General features: G+C 72.5%; 19 protein-coding genes. 9 read left to right on the forward strand and 10 right to left on the reverse strand.

The genetic code is table 11. The features are described from left to right. The first annotated feature begins 601 nt into the window (after positions 1-601). Positions 602-3,787: a DUF5979 domain-containing protein gene (locus AB3K78_RS14740; protein WP_416444465.1), complete on the forward strand. Its 3,186-nt coding sequence runs from the start codon at positions 602-604 to the stop codon at positions 3,785-3,787. 72 nt (positions 3,788-3,859) lie between these two features. Here the strand turns inward: AB3K78_RS14740 and AB3K78_RS14745 are convergent, their stop codons facing one another. Next, positions 3,860-6,274, reverse strand: coding sequence for an HAD-IC family P-type ATPase (locus AB3K78_RS14745; RefSeq protein WP_416444467.1), 2,415 nt, complete (start codon positions 6,272-6,274; stop codon positions 3,860-3,862). A gap of 318 nt (positions 6,275-6,592) precedes the next feature. Between AB3K78_RS14745 and AB3K78_RS14750 the strand changes: the two genes are divergently transcribed. From AB3K78_RS14750 to AB3K78_RS14770, 5 genes are all read left to right on the forward strand, one after another. Beyond that, complete coding sequence (locus tag AB3K78_RS14750; RefSeq protein WP_416444469.1) at positions 6,593-7,321, forward strand: phosphatase PAP2 family protein; 729 nt, start codon at positions 6,593-6,595, stop codon at positions 7,319-7,321. Between the two features lie 122 nt (positions 7,322-7,443). After that, positions 7,444-8,739: an LCP family protein gene (locus AB3K78_RS14755; protein WP_416444472.1), complete on the forward strand. Its 1,296-nt coding sequence runs from the start codon at positions 7,444-7,446 to the stop codon at positions 8,737-8,739. A gap of 6 nt (positions 8,740-8,745) precedes the next feature. Beyond that, a complete protein-coding gene (locus tag AB3K78_RS14760) occupies positions 8,746-9,948 on the forward strand; it encodes an FtsW/RodA/SpoVE family cell cycle protein (protein ID WP_416444474.1) in 1,203 nt (400 codons plus the stop codon). Positions 9,949-10,005: 57 nt separating this feature from the next. Continuing rightward, on the forward strand, positions 10,006-11,016 hold the full coding sequence (locus AB3K78_RS14765) for a sensor histidine kinase (protein ID WP_416444476.1): 1,011 nt from the start codon (positions 10,006-10,008) through the stop codon (positions 11,014-11,016). Next, complete coding sequence (locus AB3K78_RS14770; protein ID WP_416444478.1) at positions 11,013-11,666, forward strand: response regulator transcription factor; 654 nt, start codon at positions 11,013-11,015, stop codon at positions 11,664-11,666. The genes AB3K78_RS14765 and AB3K78_RS14770 overlap by 4 nt, the downstream gene beginning before the upstream one ends. A gap of 33 nt (positions 11,667-11,699) precedes the next feature. Here the strand turns inward: AB3K78_RS14770 and AB3K78_RS14775 are convergent, their stop codons facing one another. From AB3K78_RS14775 to AB3K78_RS14790, 4 genes are all read right to left on the reverse strand, one after another. Beyond that, entirely contained in the window at positions 11,700-11,870 is a 171-nt protein-coding gene (locus AB3K78_RS14775; protein ID WP_416444480.1) for a hypothetical protein, read from the reverse strand. 72 nt (positions 11,871-11,942) lie between these two features. Further along, on the reverse strand, positions 11,943-13,394 hold the full coding sequence (locus AB3K78_RS14780; RefSeq protein ID WP_416444482.1) for a catalase: 1,452 nt from the start codon (positions 13,392-13,394) through the stop codon (positions 11,943-11,945). A gap of 73 nt (positions 13,395-13,467) precedes the next feature. Then, the gene (locus AB3K78_RS14785) at positions 13,468-13,890 is read right to left on the reverse strand and encodes a Fur family transcriptional regulator (protein WP_416444484.1); all 423 of its coding nucleotides are present in this window, start codon (positions 13,888-13,890) and stop codon (positions 13,468-13,470) included. A gap of 11 nt (positions 13,891-13,901) precedes the next feature. Continuing rightward, on the reverse strand, positions 13,902-14,738 hold the full coding sequence (locus AB3K78_RS14790; RefSeq protein WP_416444486.1) for an AraC family transcriptional regulator: 837 nt from the start codon (positions 14,736-14,738) through the stop codon (positions 13,902-13,904). A 144-nt stretch (positions 14,739-14,882) separates the two neighbouring features. Here AB3K78_RS14790 and AB3K78_RS14795 point away from each other — a divergent pair, with 144 nt between their 5' ends. Further along, positions 14,883-16,220, forward strand: a complete 1,338-nt coding sequence (locus tag AB3K78_RS14795) for an MFS transporter (protein WP_416444488.1) — start codon at positions 14,883-14,885, stop codon at positions 16,218-16,220. On the opposite strand, the gene AB3K78_RS14800 is transcribed toward AB3K78_RS14795, so the two are convergent. Beyond that, on the reverse strand, positions 16,214-16,396 hold the full coding sequence (locus AB3K78_RS14800) for a hypothetical protein (RefSeq protein WP_416444490.1): 183 nt from the start codon (positions 16,394-16,396) through the stop codon (positions 16,214-16,216). The genes AB3K78_RS14795 and AB3K78_RS14800 overlap by 7 nt on opposite strands. A gap of 126 nt (positions 16,397-16,522) precedes the next feature. Here AB3K78_RS14800 and AB3K78_RS14805 point away from each other — a divergent pair, with 126 nt between their 5' ends. Further along, positions 16,523-17,014 carry a CinA family protein gene (locus AB3K78_RS14805; protein ID WP_416444492.1) on the forward strand — a complete coding sequence of 164 codons (492 nt, stop codon included), beginning with the start codon at positions 16,523-16,525 and terminating at the stop codon, positions 17,012-17,014. Here the strand turns inward: AB3K78_RS14805 and AB3K78_RS14810 are convergent. Together AB3K78_RS14810 and AB3K78_RS14815 are read right to left on the reverse strand one after the other, a co-directional pair. After that, positions 17,011-17,751 carry an HAD family hydrolase gene (locus AB3K78_RS14810; RefSeq protein WP_416444494.1) on the reverse strand — a complete coding sequence of 247 codons (741 nt, stop codon included), beginning with the start codon at positions 17,749-17,751 and terminating at the stop codon, positions 17,011-17,013. The genes AB3K78_RS14805 and AB3K78_RS14810 overlap by 4 nt on opposite strands. A 9-nt stretch (positions 17,752-17,760) precedes the next feature. Continuing rightward, complete coding sequence (locus tag AB3K78_RS14815; protein ID WP_416444496.1) at positions 17,761-18,348, reverse strand: hypothetical protein; 588 nt, start codon at positions 18,346-18,348, stop codon at positions 17,761-17,763. 150 nt (positions 18,349-18,498) lie between these two features. Between AB3K78_RS14815 and AB3K78_RS14820 the strand changes: the two genes are divergently transcribed. Further along, positions 18,499-20,136, forward strand: coding sequence for an amidohydrolase (locus tag AB3K78_RS14820; RefSeq protein ID WP_416444498.1), 1,638 nt, complete (start codon positions 18,499-18,501; stop codon positions 20,134-20,136). On the opposite strand, the gene AB3K78_RS14825 is transcribed toward AB3K78_RS14820, so the two are convergent. Together AB3K78_RS14825 and AB3K78_RS14830 are read right to left on the reverse strand one after the other, a co-directional pair. Further along, positions 20,133-20,807, reverse strand: coding sequence for a hypothetical protein (locus tag AB3K78_RS14825; protein WP_416444500.1), 675 nt, complete (start codon positions 20,805-20,807; stop codon positions 20,133-20,135). The two genes, AB3K78_RS14820 and AB3K78_RS14825, sit on opposite strands and share 4 nt — an antisense overlap. A 324-nt stretch (positions 20,808-21,131) precedes the next feature. After that, complete coding sequence (locus AB3K78_RS14830) at positions 21,132-22,058, reverse strand: carbohydrate ABC transporter permease (protein WP_416444502.1); 927 nt, start codon at positions 22,056-22,058, stop codon at positions 21,132-21,134. Between the last annotated feature and the right edge of the window lie 2 nt (positions 22,059-22,060).

Genomic DNA, 22,060 nt, shown 5'->3' on the forward strand with positions numbered 1-22,060 from the left:
TCGGCAGCGCACGCACCACGCTGCTCACCCTGACCGATGCGACCCCGACCTTCTGGAACACCATGGAGTACACGGGGGTCGGGATCCGGGTGCCGAGGCCGGTCAACCAGCTGCGCATGGACGCGCTGACCGGGGTCGACTTCGAGCTGCAGGGCGGCGTGCTCGTCGCCCGCTGCGACGGCGCGCCCGTCGACGCCGCGTCGAGTTGCTGGAGGACGGGCGACTGGGTCGACGTGCAACCCGGCAGCACCGCCCGGCTCGACCTTCCGGCCGGCGTCTCGGCGGGGGACGTGGCCGGCGTGCGATTCTCGGCGCGGGACCTCGAGAACGGCGCCCCCGCGCAGTGGGAGCGGCCCTTCAACCCGACGCTGAACTACGAGCTGGAGACCGAGCGGCGCGAGTACCTGCGCAGCGACCCGATGCGGCGGGTCTCGACCACGCGACCGGGCCTCGACCCGAACCCGGGGAGACCGAGCGCGGGGTCATCAGCGACACCGTCACCGCCGACGGCACGGCCCAGTTCGGTGCGGACCAGCGGTTCACCGACCACCGGGAGGACACCGCGACGACCACGGTCACGCACCTGACGAACGCGATCACGGTGACCAAGACCCGCGGCACCAACCCGCTGGTCAGCCCGAGCGCGACCATCCCCTACGTGATCACCGTCGCGAACACCGGTCAGTGGGACATGACCGGGTTCCGCCTCAGCGACCGGGTCGGGCTGGTCGACGGGCGCTCGCCGCTCGTGGAGCCGAGCCCGGCCGCGTACGATTTCGCGGTGAGCGGTCCCGGCGCCCCGACGGGCGACGCCGGATTCTCGGCGAGCCTCGACGAGAACACGGGGATCCTCGACATCGTCAACGCCGATCCCGGGTTCGTGTTCAAGGCGGGCTGGACCCTGACCGTGAAGACTCCGCTGAAGTTCCGCGCGGGCGTCTCGCCCGACACGGCGATCGACAACCGCGTCTCGGCGACGTCGGACCGCCTCTTCGACACCTGCCAGTCGACCACCGCCGATCTGAAGCCGAGCCCCGACACCCACGAGGTCGCGACCTGCGCCTCCGACACCTCGATCGGGGCCAGGGCCAGCGCCTCCGTCGCGCTGAAGAAGTGGGTCAAGGGCAATCGGGCCGGGGATCCCGCGACCGGGGCCGACGACCTCGGCGTGCGCAACGTGCTGGGCGACGGCGCCGAGTGCGATCCGTCGACGCCGGGCCTCACCGATCACGGCTTCACCTCGTACCCCTGCGCGCCGATCACCCGCCCCGGCGGGCTCGCGACCTGGCGGCTCGACTTCCAGAACACGGGCAACGCGAACGCGCGGGTGGTGGCGGCGGTCGACACGCTGCCCGATGTGAACGACCGTGGGGTGATCGTGTCGAGCGCCCGCGGCTCGCAGTTCCACGTCACGCTCGCGGGCACGGCGGGCAGCAACCTGGGCGAGCTCGCGGATGCGGCCGCCGGGCACTTCGAGCTGTTCGGGTCGACCACCGTGCAGAGCCAGGCCTGCAACCAGAACGCGATCGAGCACTTCACCGAGGGCGCGTCCGTGGATCCCGCCTGCGGGTTCGATTGGCGGCCGCTGGTCGCCGGCGCCGGAGAGGCGCAGCTGCGCGACGTCCGTTCGCTGCTCGTCGTGCTCCGCTTCGACGACGCGACGCGCGCGACGAAGCCGGGCCTGCACCCGGGCGAGACGCTGCGGCTCGAGTTCGACACCCGCACCCCGTGGGTGCTGCCGGCCGAGAGCGCGGTGGCCGACGGCCTGCCCGTCGCCTACAACTCCTTCGCCGGTGCCTCCCGGTCCGTTGCGACCGCGACCCAGCCCGAGCACGCGGAGCTGGTGCTCGAGCCGCAGCGGGTCGGCATCGCGACCGTCACGGGGCAGCTGCAGCTGCGCAAGGTGGTCGAGCGCGAGGGCTTCCCCGCCGGGATCGAACTGCCGAGCCGGTTCCCGCTGCTCGCGGACTGCGTCTCGGGCACCGACGCCGTGAGCCTGGTCACCGCGAACGGAGACGACGCGAGCCGCCCGGTCGTGCCGGGCGACGGCACCCCGCTCTCGTTCAACTCCGAGACCGGCCCGGTGAACCTGCCGCTCTTCGCGAAGTGCGGCATCACCGAGGATCCGGCACCGGCCGGGGCGACGGCGACGGTGGATCCGGCGGGCGGCGTCGTCGCGGAGCGGGATCTGTCGCAGAACGCCTCGGTGTGGAACCCCTACCGGGGCGAGACCGGACGCGCGGCCGTCACCGTGACGAACACCTACACGACGGGCGGATTCACGGTGCGCAAGGTCGCCGACATGGGTGGTGCCGTCGACCAGGACGGCACGCCGATCGGCACCGCGCAGCGCTTCGCGTTCGCGGCGAGCTGCGACTACCTCGGCCAGGAGGTCCTTCCCCGGGGGCAGCGCAGCTTCGAGCTGGGAGCGGGCGAGACCCGTGCGATCACGGGGATCCCGTCCGATGCGGACTGCCGCGTGACCGAGACCGATGCGGGCACCGCGGTGGGAACGAGCACGACGGTCACGGGCGATTCGGCCGAGCCGCGCACCGAGGCCGGCGAGGTCGCCCGCTTCCGGGTCGTCTCCGGCGCGACGCCGCAGGTCGCGGTCGAGTTCGTGAACCGCTTCACCACCGGCACGCTCAGCATCACGAAGGAGCTCACCGGGCCGGGCGCGGAGCGCTGGGGCGAGGGCCCATTCACCGTGCGGGTCCTGTGCACGCTCGCGGGGCTGATCCCCGAGACGGTCTACGACGGCGAGGTGCGGGTCTCGCGTGCGGAACCGACCGCCACGGTCGAGCACCTGCCCACGGGCGCCGAGTGCACCGTCACCGAGACGGGGCCGGGCGTCTCGACCGAGCACACGACGGATCCGGCGGACGGACACGTCACGATCGGCGACGACGCGGACGATCCCGTGGCCGCGGTGACGGTCGTGAACGAGTTCCGCACGGGAGCGTTCGACGTGCTCAAGGAGCTCGCGGGCCCGGGCGCCCCGGCCTTCTCGAACGGGCCGTTCGACTTCGCGTACGCCTGCACCTTCGCCGGCGCGCGGATCGCCGATGGCACGCTGAGGCTGCACGGCGACGGCACCGGCGACCCGATCCGTTCCGAGGCGGTGCGCGGGCTGCCCGTCGGCGCGGAGTGCACGATCACCGAGACCGGGGCGGGCGGGGCCGACGAGACCCCTGCGCCCGTGACCGTCACGGTTCCCGACGAGCAGGACGGCGCGGAGTCGGTGGTGACCGCAGGATTCCTCAACGCCTTCTCGTCCGGCACCGCGACGCTCGAGAAGCGCCTCGACGGTCCCGGCGCTGAGCTGCCTGCGACGCAGCGGGCGCGGTTCACGATCCTCGCCACCTGCCAGGTGGAGCGAGACGGCACCCGGGTCACGCTGCACGAGGCGAGCCTGCGCGTGCGCGGTGGCGAGACCGTGCCCGTGGCCGACGCGAACGGGGATCCGGTACAGCTGCCGCTGGGCGCGCACTGCTTCATCCGGGAGACCGACCGAGGTGGCGCCAGCGCCTCGGCCGTCAACCACGGCGACTTCGCGAACGCTGCGGTGATCGAGCGCTCGAGCGAACCGCAGACGCTCGCGCTCGTGGCGACCAACACCTTCGCGCTGCCGGCTCCGAAGCCGGGTGAGCCGGGCGGCTCCGGTGGCGCGAACGGGATCGCGGTGACGGGCGCGCCGCTCGGCGCGCTGCTCGGCACGGCCGGAGCTGCCGCGCTCGCCGCGCTGCTCGGCGGAGTGCTGCTGCTGCTGCGCCGCCGACGGTCGTAGGCCGGCTGCGGCGCAGCACTGCGGGGCGGGGATCCGATGGATCCCCGCCCCGCGGCGTCTCGGCGCCTGTGGCTACTCCACCCGGCGGCGGTGCCAGAAACGCAGCGCCTCGATGACGACCATGCCGACGAGCGAGACGACGAGCACGGCGATCGCGAGCGGCGCGGGCAGGAACTCGACCCGGAAGAACGCCGCAACGATCGGGATGCACCAGATCAGCGCGAGGCCCGCGTACATGGCGACCACGACGGCCGCCCGGAACGCGGTGACCGGGCGGGCCAGCACGGCCAGCACCCAGAGCGCGATGCCGGCGAGTACGAGCGTCGAGGCGGACTGCATCTGCACCACGGTCGCGCCCATGTCGTGGCCGACGATGCGCAGCGCGATGAGCCCGGCGGTGACCACGAGGCCCGCGGGGATCGCGAACGTCAGCGAGCGGCGCAGGAAGCCGGACCGGTAGCGCGACGCGTTCGGCATGAGCGCGAGGAAGAACGCGGGGATGCCGATGGTGAGGCCGTCGGTGATCGACAGCTGGCGCGGCAGGAACGGGAACGCCCAGGCGAGCAGCCCGAAGATGATGCCGATCGCGAAGGCGTAGGTCGTCTTCGTGAGGAACAGCATCGAGACGCGCTCGATGTTCGCGATCACGCGGCGGCCCTCGGCGACGACGCCCGGCATGCGGTCGAAGCGGCCGTCGAGCAGCACGAGGCGGGCGACGGCCTTCGTCGCCTGCGCGGCGGAGTCCATCGCGATGCCGAGGTCGGAGTCCTTGATCGCGAGCGCGTCGTTCACGCCGTCCCCGGTCATCGCGACCACGTGCCCGCGGCTCTGCAGCGCGTGCACCATGGCGCGCTTCTGCTGCGGGGTGACCCGGCCGAACACGCGCTCGGTCTCGAGCACCTCGGCGAGCTCCGCCTGATCGTCGGGCAGCGTGCGCGCGTCGAAGCCGTGCGGGGCGTCGAACCCGACCTCGCGGGCGACCGCGGCGACGGTGCGCGGATCGTCGCCCGAGATGACCCGGACCTCGACGCCCTGCTCGCGGAAGTACGCGAGGGTCTGCGCCGCGTCCTCGCGCACGCGCTCGTGGAAGGTCACGAGCGCGACCGGAACGAGGCCCGCGGGCAGTTCCGGGTGCTCGGCCGGGCCGTCGATCACGGCGCTGTGCGCGAGCACGAGCGTGCGCTTGCCGGCCTCGGCGAGTTCGCCCGCCTGCTGCAGCACCCGCTCGACCTCCGCGTCGCCGCGCGCCTCGGCGAGCACGAACTCGGGGGCTCCGAACACCCAGGTGCCGCCGCCCTCGGCCGCCGGGCCGCCGGTGATGACGGCGCTCCACTTGCGCGCCGAGTCGAAGGGGATCTCGCCCGTGACCGGGGGCGCCTGCTCCCCGCCGAAGGGCTCGGCGAGGCACTGGGCGGTGAGGTTCGCGTCGGGCGCGGACCCGATGCGGCCCAGGATCCCCCGCCAGCCGGCGACCTCGTGCAGCTCGATCGTCTCCCCGAAGCCCATCTTGCCGGTGGTGAGGGTGCCCGTCTTGTCGAGGCACAGGACGTCGACTCGAGCGAGGCCCTCGACCGCGGGGAGCTCCTGGATCAGCACGTTCTGGCGCGACAGTTGCACGGCACTGACGGCGAACGCGATGCTCGTGACGAGCACGAGGCCGAGCGGCACCATCGCGATGACGGCGGCGACCGCGCCGACGACGGCCTCGCGCCACTCGCCGGATTCGAGCGCGCGCTCCCAGCCGCCGTGCGACTGGATCTGGCCGTACGCGACGATGAGGATCATGGGGCCGAGCGCCCACGCGATCCACTTGAGCAGGCGGTTGATGCTGCCGCGCAGCTCCGACTGCACGAGCGAGAAGCGACGGGCCTCGTTGGTGAGCTTCGCCGCGTAGGAGTCGTCGCCGACGCGGACCACCTCGGCGAGCGCGGTGCCGCTGACGACGCTCGACCCCGAGAGCACCTCGTCGTCGTATCGCTTGCGGATCGCGTCGGACTCGCCAGTGAGCAGCGACTCGTCGACCTCGAGGCCGCTCGGGCCCTGCTCGTCGGTCTGCACGACGCGGGCGTCGGCCGTGACCTGATCGCCGGTGTGCAGCACGAGCAGGTCGCCGAGCACCACCTGCTGCAGCGGGATCTCGGCGTCCGCACCGTCGCGGCGTACGCGAGCCGTCGGAGCGTTGAGCACGGCGAGCCGGTCGAGGGTGCGCTTCGCGTTGAACTCCTGCACCACCCCGATCACGGTGTTGAACAGCGCCGGGAACGCGAAGAGTGCGTCCTGCCAGCGTCCGAGCGCGAACAGGATCCCGAAGCCGGCGAACACGATCGCGTTGAACAGCGTGAACACGTTCGCGAGCAGGATCTGCCACAGCGAACGCGTGGAACCGTCGCTCGACACATTGCCCTGGCCCGCCTCGAACCGGAGGGCAGCCTCCTCCGAGGTCAGTCCCGTCTGTTCGACGCCGACCTCGTCCATCACCCGCTCCATGGGCAAAAGACTACGGAACGCGGGCCCGTTGCGGACTGGAAATCCGACCTGATCGGCCGAAGATGGTACTCGGGTACCACCTGCCGCGTCGACGCCCCCTACCGGGGAGGGAGCCGGGCGCGCTCAGCCGGATCCGGACGCTCAGCCGGATCGGATCCGGGCGAATCGTCCGGCTGGAGGTTCATGTCGGGCTGAGCGAACAGGACCGGCTCCCGCGAATCCTTGGAGGTTCCTTGGCGGGACGGGCGGAGGCTGGGTTGCGCGGTGCACCGATTCCGGAGCGCCGTGCGACCCGCGGGAGGAACTCGGATGACTCGGATGACCACGACACGGCCGGCGCGGTCCGCACCGCACGCTCCGGGCGCTCGCGCGGGCTCGGAGCCGCGGCGCGGGATCCTCCGCCGGGCTGCGCGGCCCGCCGCCGCGTTCCTCACGGCCGCCGCGGTCGCGGCCGCCATGATCGCGTTCGGCTTCGTCATGCGGGCGCACCCGGTCGACGCCGGGATCGTGGCAGCCTTCAACGGCGACCACGTCGGGGCCTGGGGCTTCGTCGCGGACGCGATCTACCGGCTCCTCAGCCCCGTCCCTGCCGTCGTGCTCGTCACCGCCCTCGCCCTGCTCGTCTGGTGGCGCTCGCGCTCCCTGCTGCCGGCGCTCGCGTTCGGCGGCACGATCGCGGTGACCTGGCTGCCGGTCGCGGCGATCAAGATCCTCGTGGATCGCCCGCGTCCCGACCTGTCGCTGCTCGCGCACCTCCCGGCCCAGGTCCAGACCGACGGATCGTTCCCGAGCGGGCACACGGCCTTCGCCGTGTCGCTCTCGATCGGGATCTGGTTCCTGCTGCGCGACAGCCGGTGGGAGGGGGTCGCGATCGTGGGAGGCGTGGCGTTCACGCTGCTCGTCGGCGCCGCGGTCGTGAGCGACGGCCTGCACTTCCCGAGCGACGCGCTCGCCTCGATCGTGTGGGGGCTGGCCGTGGCGCCGGCGGCCCGGATCCTGGTCGCGGATGTCGCGCTGAGCCGGCTCGCCGCGCGCTTCGCGCGGTAGCGGCCCCCGTCGCACGCCGCCCCACCGCCACGAACCACGACTCCCGGAACGGACGGAACACCATGCCCCGACGCCCCTCGACCCTCCCGCCCCTCGACGCCCCGACCCCGCGCAGGCGGCGGATGAGCCGCCGGAAGCGCCTGCTCGTCACGGTCTCGGTCGCGCTGACCGTGCTGATCGTCGCGGCGGGCGCCGCCGCCGCGTTGCTGCTGCGGAGCATCGACGCCGGCATCGTGCGCTCCGACTTCGCGCTGCCGCACGCGACGAAGAAGCCCGACCCCGGCGAGCAGAACGTGCTCATCATGGGCATGGACACCCGGGTGGACCAGCAGGGGAAGCCGCTGCCGAAGCAGGTGTACGAGGCGCTGCACGCCGGCACCGAGGACGACGGCGGGTACAACGCGAACGTGCTCATGCTGGTGCACATCCCGAAGGACCGGAAGCAGTCCGTCGGCATCTCGATCCCGCGCGACGACTACGCCGAGATCGTCGGCGCGCCGCTCGGCGTCACGCACTCCAAGATCAAGGAGGCGTACGGGCTCGCGATGCAGCAGCGCATGAACGAGCTGCAGGACGACTCGAGTCTCACCCCGGACGAGAGGTACCAGCAGGCCCGCGCGGCCGGGCGGCAGGCCCAGATCGAGACCGTCTCACACTTCCTCGGCGACGTGCGCATCGACCACTTCGTCGAGATGACGATGGGCGGCTTCTACTACGTCTCCGAGGCGGTCGCCCCCATCACCGTCTGCCTGAACCGGGCGACGGAGGACAGCTACTCGGGCGCGCACTTCGCCGCGGGCGAGCAGCAGCTCGATGCGCGGCAGGCAATGAGCTTCGTACGCCAGCGCCGCGACACCGGGGTCGACGGCCCCGAGCTGACCGACCTCGACCGCGCGCGGCGCCAGCAGGCGTTCCTCGTGGCCCTGGCCGACAAGCTGAAGGACCAGAGCACCCTCACCAACCCGAAGACCGTGGCCGAGCTCGTCGGGGTGACGCAGTCGCACGTCGCGCTCGACACCGGCTTCGACGTGCTCGGCTTCCTCGACATCGCCCGCGACGCGGCGCGCAACGGTGTCGAGTTCGTCACCCTCCCGATCGTCGAGTTCAGCACGATCGACGGCGCCGCCGTGAACATCGTCGATCTCGAAGAGATCCACCGGGTGACCGCCGCACTGCTCGGCACGGCGCCGAAGGCCGGGGCGGACGGGTCCGCGGGCGCGAGCCCGAAGACACCTGCCGACCCGGTGGCCGGCGACCGCGGGGCCGAGCCGTCGGCGTCGCCGGAAGCGCCGTCGGCCCCGCACGCCGCAGGCGGATCGACCGGGCCGGCGCCGTCGGAGAAGCCCTCGTCGGGCACCACCGCCGTGGACTCCTGGGACCAGCCGATCCGCCCGGGCACCCGGCCCTGCGTGAACTGAGCGCGCATGACCGCGATGCAGCGCAGCACCGTCGCGCTCCCCGACGGGAGCGCCCGCCGATTCAGGCTGATCCCCGAGACGCCCGGACCGCTGCGCCGCCTCACGGTCGCGCTGCTGGTCATCGTGCTGCTGCTCGTCGGCCTCGGCGCGGTCATGGTGCAGTCGGCCGGCGAGGTGACCGCCATCGCCGCGGGGCAGAACCCGCTCGAGGGGATCCTGCGGCAGAGCGCCTACGCGGTGCTCGGGCTCGGGGCCATGGCCGTGCTCAGCCAGGCCCCGACGGCCCTGCTGCGGCGCTGGGCCTGGGCGGCGCTCGCCGGCGGTTTCGCGCTGCAGGCCCTCGTCTACACGCCGCTCGGCTACGAGGCCGGCGGCAACCGCAATTGGCTGCAGCTCGGGCCGATCTCGATCCAGCCCGCCGAGTTCATGAAGTTCGTGCTGCTCGTCTGGATCTCGACGGTGCTCAGCGCGAAGCGCCCGCTGCTCTCGCGCTGGGTGCACGTCGTGATCCCGATCCTGCCGGTGGTCGCGCTCTCGATGCTCATCAACGTGCTCGGCGGAGACCTCGGCACGCTCATGATCATCGCCGCGCTCGTGTTCGGCTGCCTGTACTTCTCGCAGGTGCGCGCGCGGATCCTGCTCGGGATCGCCTGCGTCGCCGCGGCGGGCATCGGCGTCATGACGATCATCAAGCCCAACCGGGTGTTCCGCATCACCCACTTCCTCGAGGTCGACTGCGTCGCCGACATCGCGCACGCGCAGGGCATGTGCTGGCAATCGCTGAACGGCTTCTGGGCGCTCGCGAACGGCGGGCTGCTCGGCACGGGCATCGGAGGCTCGGCGGCCAAGTGGTCGTGGCTGCCCGAGGCCGACACCGACTTCATCTTCGCGATCGTCGGCGAGGAGCTCGGTTTCGTCGGCGCGGTCTCGGTCGTGCTGCTGTTCGCCGCGCTCGCCGCCGTGCTGCTCGCGCTCCTCGCCCGCTGCCGTGACCCCTTCGCCGTGTCGGCGATCGGGGGCTGCATGACCTGGATCACCGTGCAGATGCTGGTGAACGTCTCGGTCGTGCTCGGGTTCGTTCCGGTGCTCGGGGTGCCGCTGCCGTTCGTGTCGGCGGGCGGCACCTCGCTCGTATCGACGCTCATGGGGCTCGGCGTCGTGCTGTCGTGCGTGCGGGAGCAGGCGCTCGCGGCGGATCCCTGGCCCTGACGTGCGAGAGTTGAGCCGAGTACGGGCCAGTGCCGTGCGCAGAGAGAGGGGCGCGAGATGTCCGGATCCCGGATCGATCCGCGGGAACTGCCCGATGAGCGCGCGTATCGTCGCTCCGCTTCGATGATCGGCTGGCGGGTGATGGCGGTGTGCGCCGGACTCGTGGTGGTCGGCGGCGGCGTGATCCTCGCGTTCGTGTTCTGGCAGACGACCCCGTGGGAGGCGAATCAGCCGCCCCAGCCGGGCGAGGTCGAGGTGCGTCTCGATCCGGGCGAACTGGTGCTCGCGGTCGTGCTGCTGGCGACCGGCGCGGTGCTGAGCGCGGGCCTCGCGGCGCGCATGATCGCCCGGCGGGCGGTGCAGCCCCTCGACGAGGCGTTCCAGCTCCAGCGGCGCTTCGTCGCCGATGCCAGCCACGAACTGCGCACCCCGCTCGCGGTGCTGGGCGCCCGGGCGCAGCAGCTGGCCGCGATGACCCCCGACGCGGATCCGCGGGGCGCGATCCTCGCCGAGCTGCGGCAGGACGTGCGCAACCTGGCCCTGGTGATGGACGACATGCTCGACGCCGCGACGGGCGCGACGGCCGCGCGCGGCCGGGCGGCACTCGACGGCGTGGCCGCAGAGGTGGCCCGGGATCTCGCGACGGTCGCCGAGGAATTCGGCGTCGCGATCGCCGTGACGGTGCCGCCGCTGGAGGTCGCGATGCCGGGGAGCGCGCTGCGGCGCTGCCTGGTCGCGCTCGTCGACAACGCGCTCGACCACTCGCCCGCCGGCGGTACCGTGCGGATCGCGGCCGAGCGGCGGGGCGGAGCCGCGATCGTGTCGGTATCGGACGAGGGGTCGGGGATCCGCGGCGTGGCGCCCGAGCGGGTGTTCGACCGCTTCGCCCACGGCGCGCCCCCGAGCACTCCGCGCGGGCGCGGCCGCACGGGGCGGGGGATCGGCCTCGCGCTCGTGCGCGAGCTCTGCGAAGCCTCCGGCGGCGACGTCCGAGTCGCCGCCAGCGGTCCGCACGGCACCCGGTTCGAGCTGACGCTGCCGCTCGCCGCGGACGGAGCTCCGCGATGATGCGCCTGCTGCTGGTCGAGGACGATCCGCGGCTCGGCCCCATCATGCGCGACGTCCTGGGCGCCGACTGGCGGGTCGAGCTCGTCGACTCGGCGGAGGCCGCGTTCGAGGCGGTGCGCACGACGGACTTCGACGCGATGGTGGTCGACCGGGGGCTCCCCGGGATCAGCGGCGAGGACTTCGTGCGCGAACTGCGCAGGCAGCGGATCGCCACCCCGATCCTGCTGCTCACCGCCCTCGGGCAGCTGCACGACCGGGTGGAGGGGCTCGACGCCGGCGCCGACGACTACCTCGTGAAACCGTTCGAGTTCGAGGAGCTGAACGCGCGGCTCCGGGCGATGACCCGCAGCTACGACCAGCCGCTCGGGGTCGAGATCGGCGGGTGGTTCTTCTCGCCCGAGGACCGCAGCATCGAGTCGCCGTACTCGGGCCGGATCGCGCTGACCGAGACGGAGACGGCGCTGCTCGCCGTGCTCGTCGCCGAGCCGGAGCGCACCTTCACCCGTGAGCAGCTGCTCGAGCGGGTCTTCGCGCAGGGCGAGAGCGCGACCACGGTCGAGACGTACGTGCACTACCTGCGGCGCAAGGTCGACCGCGATCTGATCCGCACGGTGCGCGGTCGCGGGTACCGGCTCGGTGCGCTCGACTGAGCGAACGGTCGAGCCGGTACCCGCGAGGCGGGGTCAGTCGCAGCAGCCGCAGCCGCGGCGGCGCACCAGCATCTCGTTCGGCTGCATCGCGAGCCGGGCGTAGCGTCGCTCGCGCTTCGCGGCGGCCTCGCCCTGGCGCTGCCGGCGCTGCGCGCGACGGTCGGCACCGGGCTCGGCCTCGGGGGTGTGCGCGGTCGGGGACATGTGGATCTCCTCTTCGGGAAAGACGGACGGGACCGGGAGGGGCCGGGCCCAGCGGCCCGGCCGCCCGTCCGATCAGGCGAGGTTCGCGCGGAGCGCGGCGCCCAGTTCGGCGTCGACGCTGCTCCAGTAGGCGATGGCGCGCTCCCGGATCTCGGCGCTCCGCACCGAGCCGACGGCGCCCGTGATGGTCGCGAGGAAGCGCTCCTTCGCGGCCGCGTCGAACACCTCGCGGTACAGGGTTCCCGCCTGACCGAAGTCGTCGTCCTCGGCGTGCAGGGTCGCCGCGGCGCGCACCAGCTCGCCGTCGGACTCCCAGGAGCCCGCGCCCGCAGCGGCCGGATCGGCGACCGGGCCGCCGAACGAGTTCGGTGCGTAGACGGGGGTGCTCGCCGCGTTGAAGCCGTGGCGCTGCGCGCCGTCCTGCGAGTAGTTCGCGACGGGCGCCACGGGAGCGTTCACGGGGATCTGGGCGTAGTTCGTGCCGACGCGGTAGCGCTGCGCGTCGGGGTAGGAGAACACGCGGGCCATCAGCATCTTGTCGGGCGAGATGTCGATGCCGGGGACGGTGTTCGCCGGCGAGAAGGCGGCCTGCTCGATCTGCGCGAAGAAGTTCTCGGGGTTGCGGTTCAGCGTGTGGATGCCGACCTCGATCTTCGGGTAGTCCGCGTGCGGCCACACCTTGGTGAGGTCGAAGGGGTTGAAGCGGTAGGTCTTGGCCTCCTCGTAGGGCATGACCTGGACCGAGACCTTCCAGGAGGGGAAGTCCCCGCGCTCGATCGCCTCGTACAGGTCGCGGCGGTAGTAGTCGGCGTCGGCGCCGGCGATCGCCTCCGCCTCCTCGTTCGTCAGCTCCTCGTTGCCCTGCAGTGCGTCGAAGTGGTACTTCACCCAGAAGCGCTCGCCCTCCGCGTTGATCCACTGGTAGGTGTGCGAGCCGAAGCCGGGCATGTGGCGCCACGAGCGGGGCAGGCCGCGATCCCCCATGAGGTAGGTGACCTGGTGGGCCGACTCGGGCGAGAGGGTCCAGAAGTCCCACTGCATGTCGGCGTCGCGCAGGCCCGAGCCCGGCAGGCGCTTCTGCGAGTGGATGAAGTCGGGGAACTTGATGCCGTCTCGGATGAAGAACACGGGAGTGTTGTTGCCGACGATGTCGTAGTTGCCCTCGCTCGTGTAGAACTTCACCGAGAAGCCGCGCACGTCGCGCCAGGTGTCGGGGGAGCCCTGCTCGCCGGCGACCGAGGAGAAACGCTGCACCGTCTCGGTGCGCGTGCCCGGCTGGAACACCGCGGCGCGGGTGTAGGCCGAGACGTCGCCGGTGACGACGAATTCGCCGAAGGCGCCGCCGCCCTTGGCGTGCACGATCCGCTCGGGGATCCGCTCGCGGTTGAACTGGGCGAGCTTCTCGACCAGGTAGCGGTCGTGCAGGGCGATCGTTCCGTCGGGGCCGGCGCTGAGCGAGTGGGCGTCGCTCGCGACCGGGGTGCCGGTCTGGGTGGTGGTGTGCGGGGTGCTGGGGCTGGACATGGCTCTCCTCAGGGAATTCCGGGCACGACGAATCACCGCTCCGCGGTGCGCGGAGCGAACGAACGCGAGTCGTCTATGCGGCCGAGGCTCGGCACTCGGGGCACAGCCCCCAGAACGTGACCTCGGCGGTCTGAACGGTGAAACCCGACGTGGACGACGGGTCGAGGCACGGCGCGTGGCCGACGACGCAGTCCACGTCACCGACCGCTCCGCACCGGGTGCAGACGATGTGATGGTGGTTGTCGCCGACGCGCCGTTCATACAGCGCCGCGGATCCTGCCGGCTCGATCCGGCGGGCGAGGCCCGCCTCCGTCAGGTCCGCGAGGATGTTGTGCACCGACTGGATCGAGGTCGTCGGCACGGTGCGCGATACCGCTCGGAACACCTGGTCGGCGTCCGAGTGGGGCATGGAGGCGAGCGCGTCGAGCACGGCGACCCGGCCAGCGGTCGCACGCAATCCGGCACTGCGCAATGCCGACTCGAGCGTCGTCTCCATGTTCCCCAACCCTACCACTTTGTTTTTAGTGATTCAAAAGAAGATGCCGTGTCCGGCGTGGCCCCACTCCGATTCTCCCGCAGCGGGCCGCGATCTTCGAGCGCGAGCGAGCGCTGGTACCGGCCGGGCGTCTGGCCGACGAGCTCGGTGAAGGCGTCGATGAACGCGCTCGGGTTCGCCCAGCCGCAGGCAGCGGCCGTATCGACCACCGAGATCCCGTCGGTGAGCAGCAGGAGCGCGCGGTGCACGCGCAGCTGGATCCGCCACTGCCGGAAGCTCATGCCGACCTCCTGCCGGAACAGGCGGCTGAGCGTGCGGCCGCTCGCGCCGACCCGGCGTCCCAGCCGCTCGAGGGTCTCGGGGGTCGACAGGTCCCGCTCCACCAGGCGGGTCAGGGTGCGGAGCCGGTCGTCATGCGGCTCGGGAAGGTGCAGCGGCTGCTCGGGCGCCGCCGAGACGTCCTCGATGATGACGCGCCGCAGCCGATCCCGCGACTCGGGGGAGCGCGAGGGGTCGCCGGTCAGCGTCAGCGCGGCCTCGCGCGCCAGCGCGCTCATCGCGAGCACGGCCGGCCGTTCGGGCAGGAGCCCCGCCAGTTCGGCGGGCAGGAACACGACGCGCATGTCGGTCGTCCCGTGCGCCCGGTGCCGGTGCCGGAAGCCCGCCGGGATCCAGACCACCCGGTTCGACGGGGCGATCCACGATCCGTCGTCGGTGACGAGCGAGAGCACGCCGGTCGCCGGATACACGAGGTGCCCCATGGCGTGCAGGTGCACGGGAGTGCGCTCGGCGTGATCCAGGAGCAGGATCTGCTCGGGCGCGAGCGAATCGTGGCGGTTTTCGGGCATCACCGGTCACTGTACCGGTGGATCGCCGCAGTCCGCGACGGCGAACATGGAAGCCCTGGCCGGGTTCTCCGGCCGCGTCCCGATGCCGAGCCGCCGCAGCACCCGCCGCTCGAGCGTCTCGGCCCCGTCGTGAAGGAGCCGCCCGTGCGCACCTCGGAGATCCCGATCATCCTCGATTCCCCGACCGGAGTCGAGCCGCCCGTCGACCGCCCGGCCGACCGCCCGGCCGAGCGCCCCCGCAGCCGGGGCGGCATGCTGCTGCTCGCCGCCGGGCTGATCCTCATCGGCCTCAACCTGCGCATCGGCGTCGCATCGATCGGTCCCGTGCTCGGCGAGATCCGCGACGGGCTCGGCCTCTCGACCACCGCGGCAGGGCTCCTCACCACCATCCCCGTGTTCGCCTTCGGCGCCTTCGCGTTCCTCGCGCCCGCGCTCACGCGCCGCCTCGGCATGCACCGGCTGCTCGGCATCACCATGCTCGTGCTCGCCGCCGGGATCCTGCTGCGCCTGCACCCGAGTCTCGCCGGGCTGTTCGCCGGAACCGTCCTCGTCGGGGCGGCGATCGCGGTCGGCAACGTGCTCATGCCGCCCGCGATCAAGCAGGACTTCTCGCACCGCACCGGACTCATGATGGGGCTCTACTCGACCGCGCTGTTCGTCGGAGCGGCCGCCGCATCGGGACTGACCGTGCCGCTGCTGCCGCTGGTGGGCGGCGACTGGCGCGCGGCGCTCGCCGTCTGGGCGGCGCCGGCGGTCCTCGCGGCCGTGGTCTGGATCCCGCAGATGCGCCGCTCGCCCGGGCGCCTGCGCTCCGGCGCCGGGGTCGCCGATGCCCCCGCCGAGACGGGCGAGCCCCCGTTCCGCGCGATCCTCGGCGATCCCATCGCGATCGCGGTCACCGCGCTCATGGGGCTGCAGAGCGCCGTCTACTACACGAGCCTCACCTGGGTGCCGACGATCCTGCAGGATGCCGGGATCGGCGCCGGCACTGCGGGCTGGCTGTTCGCGTTCTCGGCGTTCCCCGGGATCCTCGCCTCGCTCGTGGTGCCCGTGCTCGCACGGCGGATCCGGCCCGCATGGCTCCCGGTCGCGCTCGCGGTCGCGCTGCTGGCCGCCGCCACCATCGGGCTCGCGGCCGCGCCCGCCGCGGCCCCGATCCTGTGGATGACGCTGCTCGGTCTCGGGCAGGGCGCGTCGATCAGCCTGTCGCTCGCATACATCGTGCTGCGGTCGCCCGACGCGCACCACACGGGCCACCTCTCGACCATGGCGCAGGGCTTCGGCTACCTGATCGCGGGCCTCGCGCCCATCGGGTTCGGCGCGCTGCACGCGCTGAGCGGGGAGTGGGTCCTGCCCCTCGCCGTCCTCGGCCTGCTGCTCGTGCTCCAGCTCGGCGCGGGGATCGTCGCCAGCCGGCCCGGGCACATCCGGGCGCGGGTCGCGGAGCCGCCGGCGCCGACCCCCGGCTGCGCCGCTCAGTAGTGCGCGGGCGGGTCGCTCCCCGGGAACGACTCCTCGCCCCACTCGTCGGCCAGGTCGTCGGCGTGATCGTGCGGAACGGACGATGATCCGGGCCGCTCGGCCACGTCGTCCGCCGCTTCGTCGGGAATGCTCGGGTCGGGCTCGGGAAGGCCCGGGCGTCGGTTCGTACTGGGCATGCGCGTGTTCCTCCTCTACGTGTGGCCTCCGAGGATCCCCCGCGCCCGAACCGGCTGTCAACCGGGTGGCGCTCGGCGCGGAGGCCGCCTATCGTTGCCCCTCAGACGACGGAAGGAGATCGGATCATGGCGGAGTCGGCGCTGAGCCCCGAGGTCGATCTGCTGGTGCGCGAGGTCGCCCGAGCCGCCGAGCTCGCGGGCTGCACCATCGGTTCCGCCGAGTCGCTGACCGGAGGGCAGCTGAGCGCGGCCCTCACCGCCGCGCCGGACGCGGGCGGCTGGTACCAGGGCGGCATCGTCGCCTACCGGCCCGAGGTCAAGTACGCGCTCCTCGATGCTCCGGGCGGGCCGGTGGTCACCGCGGAGACCGCGATCGCCATGGCGCGGGGCGCCGCCGCCCTGCTCATGGCGGACTGCGCGGTGGGCCTGACGGGTGTCGGGGGTCCGGAGCCGGAGGAGGGCGAAGCGCCCGGAACGGTGTTCATCGCCGCGGTGCACCGGGGCTCGCCGCCGGTGGTCGCGCGGCACCGCTTCGACGGGGACCCGGTCGCCGTGATCGAACAGAGCATCCTGGAAGCGCTCCGCGCCCTCCGCGCGCGGATCCCCGAGACGCCCTAGCCCCGGGCGATCGCGATCGTCTCGAACAGCGCGGGCAGTTCGTCCATCCGCGAGAACACCGCCGCGGCGCCCGCCGCGCGCAGCGCCTCGGGCGCCGTGCGGGTGGGACCGTCCGGCGAGAAGCCGAGCACGGTGGCACCCGCGGCCACGCCGGCGGTCGTGCCCGAAACCGTGTCCTCGACCACGATCGCGCGGGCCGGATCGATGCCGATCGTCGCGGCCGCCGCGAGATAGACGTCGGGTGCCGGCTTGCTGCGCGGCTGGTCCATGCCGCTCAGCACCCGGTCGCCGAACAGCGGGGCGAGGCCCGTCAGCTCGAGCTGCATGCGGGCCTTGGCCAGGTCGGCCCCGGTGGCGACCGCGATCCTGCCGCCGAACCGCGCGTTCGCCGCGGCGACGGCCTCGCGCGCCCCCGGGATCGGGGTCAGTTCCGCCCGCAGGCGTTCGTCGCGGCGCTCGCGGAACCGCGCGATCCAGTCGTCGGTGATGCGGAAGCCGGTGCGTTCGAGGATCGGCTCCCACTCGTCCTTCAGCGCACGGCCGATGAACAGCCGGATGCAGTCCTCGGCCGAGATCGCCCAGCCGAGCTCGTGCAGCATCTCGCGCAGCACGCCGTTCGTGATCAGCTCGGAGTCGACGAGCACGCCGTCGCAGTCGAACAGCACCCCGTCGAAGCTGGTGCCCGCGGCCTCCATCGTCGTGTCGGCGGTCGTGATCGGCTGCGGGGTATCGCTCATGGTCGGAGGCTACCGCTTCTCCCTGAGGTCGATGTAGGCGAGCCGGGCGCCGGCGTCGGTCGGCCCCTCGAGCACCACGACCTCGGGCAGACGCTCGCCCGAGCCGGGCGCCGGCGCCGAGAGCCGCTGCGCCTCGAGGATCTCGGTCACCCCCTGCTCGGCTGCGCCATCGAGCGTCGGCTGCGCGAGGTCGCCGGGCTGCACCTCGCGGAACCCCGGGTCGAGCCCGATCACTCCGTGCTCCGGGACCCGCACCAGCGCGCTGCGATCGACCGTCGACCGCGCGCCGCCTCCCGCCGATTCCGAGCGGACCAGCTGCGTCCCCTCGGGGAACGACAGGCGCGCCCGTTCCTCGACGGCGCCGAGGATCTCCGCCTCCGAGGCGGTCCGGCACGCCCGCGCATCGTGGAGGAAGCAGTCGGTACCCCGCTCCTGGGTCCCGGGCAGCGCCGACCCCACCCAGAACGCCAGCCCGACGAAGATCGCGATGGCGGCGGCCGCGAGGGCGACGACGAGGCCCCAGTGTGCGGAGGCCCGGGACGCGAGCCCATTCCGGCCTGCGACCTCGGTGGCTTCGGGGAGCTCCGGAAACGTCATGGGGTCCCCCTCCGCCGCGGATGTCGGGCCGCCGCGGCTCCGGCCAGGATACCCAGCCCCTCGGACCGCTCGCCAAGCGGCCGGAAAGCCGATACAAGTAGGAGTGGGCGATGGACGCCCGGCGACCCGCACCGCGTCGAAAGGGCACCCGTGACCGACTCCCAGCTGCTCCGCTACACCGGTCGCTTCGTGCGCACCGACCTCGACTGCATCGGCGCCGACGGCGGATCCGGCGACCCGGCCTCCGCGCCCGAGGCGATGCTCGTGCGCGACGGGATCATCGTCGCCATCGGATCGCGCGACGAGGTGCCCGCCCCTGCGGGCGCCCGCAGCATCGACCTCGGCGAGGGCTGGGCGATCCCGGGCCTCATCGAGCCGCACGGTCACCCGTCGGAGGCCGCGACCCTGCTCGGCGACGACGCCGTCGACATCCGGCCCGTCACCATCGAGACCGCGGGGGAGGTGTGGGCGGCGATCCGCTCGGCGCTCGCCGCCGACCCCCGACCGGCCCGCGTCGTCGCGAACGGCTGGGATCCGCTGCTGCAGCCCGGCCTCGTGCCGCCCACGATCCAGGAGCTCGACGCGCTCGCGGGCGAGATCCCGCTCGTGATCGTGCACAACTCGCTGCACTCCGTGTATTTCAACTCCGCCGCGGCACGCGAGGCCGGTGTCGACCGCGACACCCCCGACCCCGCCGGCGCCTCCTACGGGCACGACGCGTCCGGCGAGCTCAGCGGTGTCGCGTACGAGGCCGCCGCGGTCGCCCGGATCGCCGGCCCGGCCCTGGCCGCTGCCGAGGCCGATATGCCGAGACGCATGAACGCCTACCTCGTCGATCTGCGTCGGCGCGGCATCACGACCATCGCCGACCTCACGTGGACCGAGGACCTGGGCCGCCTCGCGACCGGCATGGCCTCGGCCGGGCAGCTGCCGGTCCGGCTGCGCGGCTACGAGATGTCGAAACCGGGGGCGCGGGCGACGTCCCCGCTGGAGAACGGCGACGCCCGCTACCGGCAGGTCGGGATCAAGATCTGGTCGGATGGCTCGCCCTGGGTCGGCAACATCGCGACCTCGTTCCCCTACCTCGACACCGCGGCGACGCGCGCGCTCGGTTTCGCCCCGGGGCATATCGGTCACGCGAACTACTCGACCGAGCAGCTCATCGAGATCGGCTCGCAGTACGCGGGGGAGGGCTGGCAGTTCGCCTGCCACTCGCACGGCGATGTCGCGATCGACAGCACGCTCGACGCCTACGAGGAGCTGATCCGGCGCTTCGATCTGCGCGACCACCGGTTCCGGATCGAGCACTGCGGGCTCATGACGCCGACGCAGTTCCGGCGCGCCGCGGCGCTGGGAGCGACCGTCAGCCTGTTCGTCGACCACATCACCTATTGGGGCGACGTGCTGGTCGACGACCTGTTCGGCGAGCACGGCGCGGCGTGGGCCGACGCGGGGGCGGCGTTCGCTGCCGGGCACCGCGCGACGTTCCACAACGATGGCACGGTGACCCCGTGCGAGCCGCTGCGCAACATGGCGGTCGCCGAGACCCGCACGTCGCGCACCGGCCGGCACCTGGGCGGCGGCACGGGGGTTTCGCGTCTCGACGCGCTCCGCGCGCACACGGCGAACGCCGCATGGCAGCTGCGCAGCGAGCACGAGATCGGGGCGCTCGCACCGGGCCTGCACGCCGACTTCGCGGTGCTCGACGTGGATCCGCGCTCGGCGGAGCCCGAGGCGCTGGCCGGGGCGAGGGTGCTCGCGACGGCGGTCGACGGCGAGCTCGGCTAGATCGCGCCGCCGAGCTGCTGCGGCGTCGCGACCGTGCCGAGCGCCGCCCGCTGCTCGGGGTGCAGCCAGTAGTAGTGCAGAGCGGAGTAGAGCACCGAGGGATCGGCGTCGATGACGCCGGGCTGCAGATCCCAGTGCTCGGCGCCGCGCTCGATCCGCAGGACGGGGACGAGCGCGGGAGCCGCGCCTGCGCTGCGCCGCCTCGTGGCGCGCACGGCCGTGACCTCGTGCCAGGGCACGTCGAAGTCGAAGCCCTGCAGGCGTATCGCGATGCCGCTCGCGCCGAAGGCGACGCACTGGCGGTTGGCCCAGCTGCCGCGGGAGAAGGAGGCCGCGAGGGCGTTCACGAAGACGAGCAGGAAGAACAGCCCGAGCAGGCCGAAGCCCCCGGCCACGATGAACGGCATCGGTCCCTGCATGCTGGGCGTGGTGCCGGCCTGCGCGAGCGTGCCCCACACGATCAGCCCGCACACCGCGGCGATGACCCCGCAGGCGATGACGAGCGGGATCGGCGGGCGCTTCAGCGGCGCGACGTGCAGGTAGGCGTCTGCCGCCGGCCGGTAGGAGCGGTTGAAGAGCTCCGCCGGCATGACGCGCAGCGGCTTGCGCGATGGGGCGCGACCGGCCCAACCGCTGGGGATCGACGGGATGCGCGGGTCGGGCTCGGTCATGGGAGTACGATACTTCGCGCGTCGGAGCCGCGGTACCGATCCACCGAGTTATCCACAGGTGGAGGGAGACCTGGAACTACACCGGTGTAATTTCCCCTCTGAAATTACACCAGGTCAGAGGCGATATCTCGAAAACCGGATCCGCGTCTCTCCACGGGCGTCCCCAGTGAACTCCACAGGGTTGTCCACGAGCGGGGCACGGCGGCCGGCGCGCGGCCGGATCGGGGTGTGCGTTCAGCCGGATCCGAGCACTCAGCCGGACGGAATCAGGCGGATCGGTCCGGCTGAGTGCTCAGATCCGGCCGGGTGAACCGCGCGACCGCGCTACTTCGTCGACCCCGCGAGCAGCGCCGACACGAAGTAGCGCTGGAAGGCGAAGAACACGACCAGCGGAATGAGCATCGACAGGAACGCCCCCGACGACAGCACGTCGATGTTCGCCCCGAACTGCCGCAGCTGGCTCTGGATCGCGACCGTGACGGGCTGCGAGCTCGGATTCGTGAAGATCAGTGCGACGAGCATGTCGTTCCAGACCCAGAGGAACTGGAAGATCCCGAGCGAGGCGATCGCCGGCATGCCGAGCGGCAGGATCACGCGCACGAAGATCCGCCACTCGCTCGCACCGTCGATGCGCGCCGCCTCCATGAGCTCGGCGGGGATCTGCGTGAAGAAATTGCGCAGGAGGAAGATCGCGAACGGCAGGCCGAAGGCCGTGTGGAAGAGGACGACGCCGAGCACCGACCCGAAGATCCCGAGCGCGCCGAACAGCTTCGACACCGGGATCAGCGCGACCTGCACGGGCACGGCCAGCAGCACGATCACCACGATGAGCAGGGCGTCCCGCCCGGGGAATCGCATCCAGGCGAACGCGTACCCGGCGAGTGCACCGATGACCACGACGAGCACGGTCGAGGGGACCGTGATCGCGATGGTGTTCCAGAACGAGCCCATGAACTGCGCGTTGCCGAGCAGTCCGGCGTAGTTGTCGACCGTGAGCTGGGCGGGTGCGGCGAACACCGTCCACCAGCCGCTCGCGCTGTTGTCGGTGCTGCTGCGCAGCGAGGAGAGGAAGAGGCCGAAGCTGGGCACCAGCCAGAACACGGCGACGATGCCGAGCACGAGGTTGACGAGACCGCGCCCGAGCAGAGCGCCCGGTCCCGCGCGGCGTGCTCCGGCCGGGCGCGGCTTCGGGGTTCGGCGAGCCGAGGCGATCGGATCGACCCCGGGGGCGGTGGAGACGGTGGCGGCCATGG

This window comes from Leucobacter sp. HNU (assembly GCF_047946755.1).
Lineage (GTDB): Bacteria > Actinomycetota > Actinomycetes > Actinomycetales > Microbacteriaceae > Leucobacter.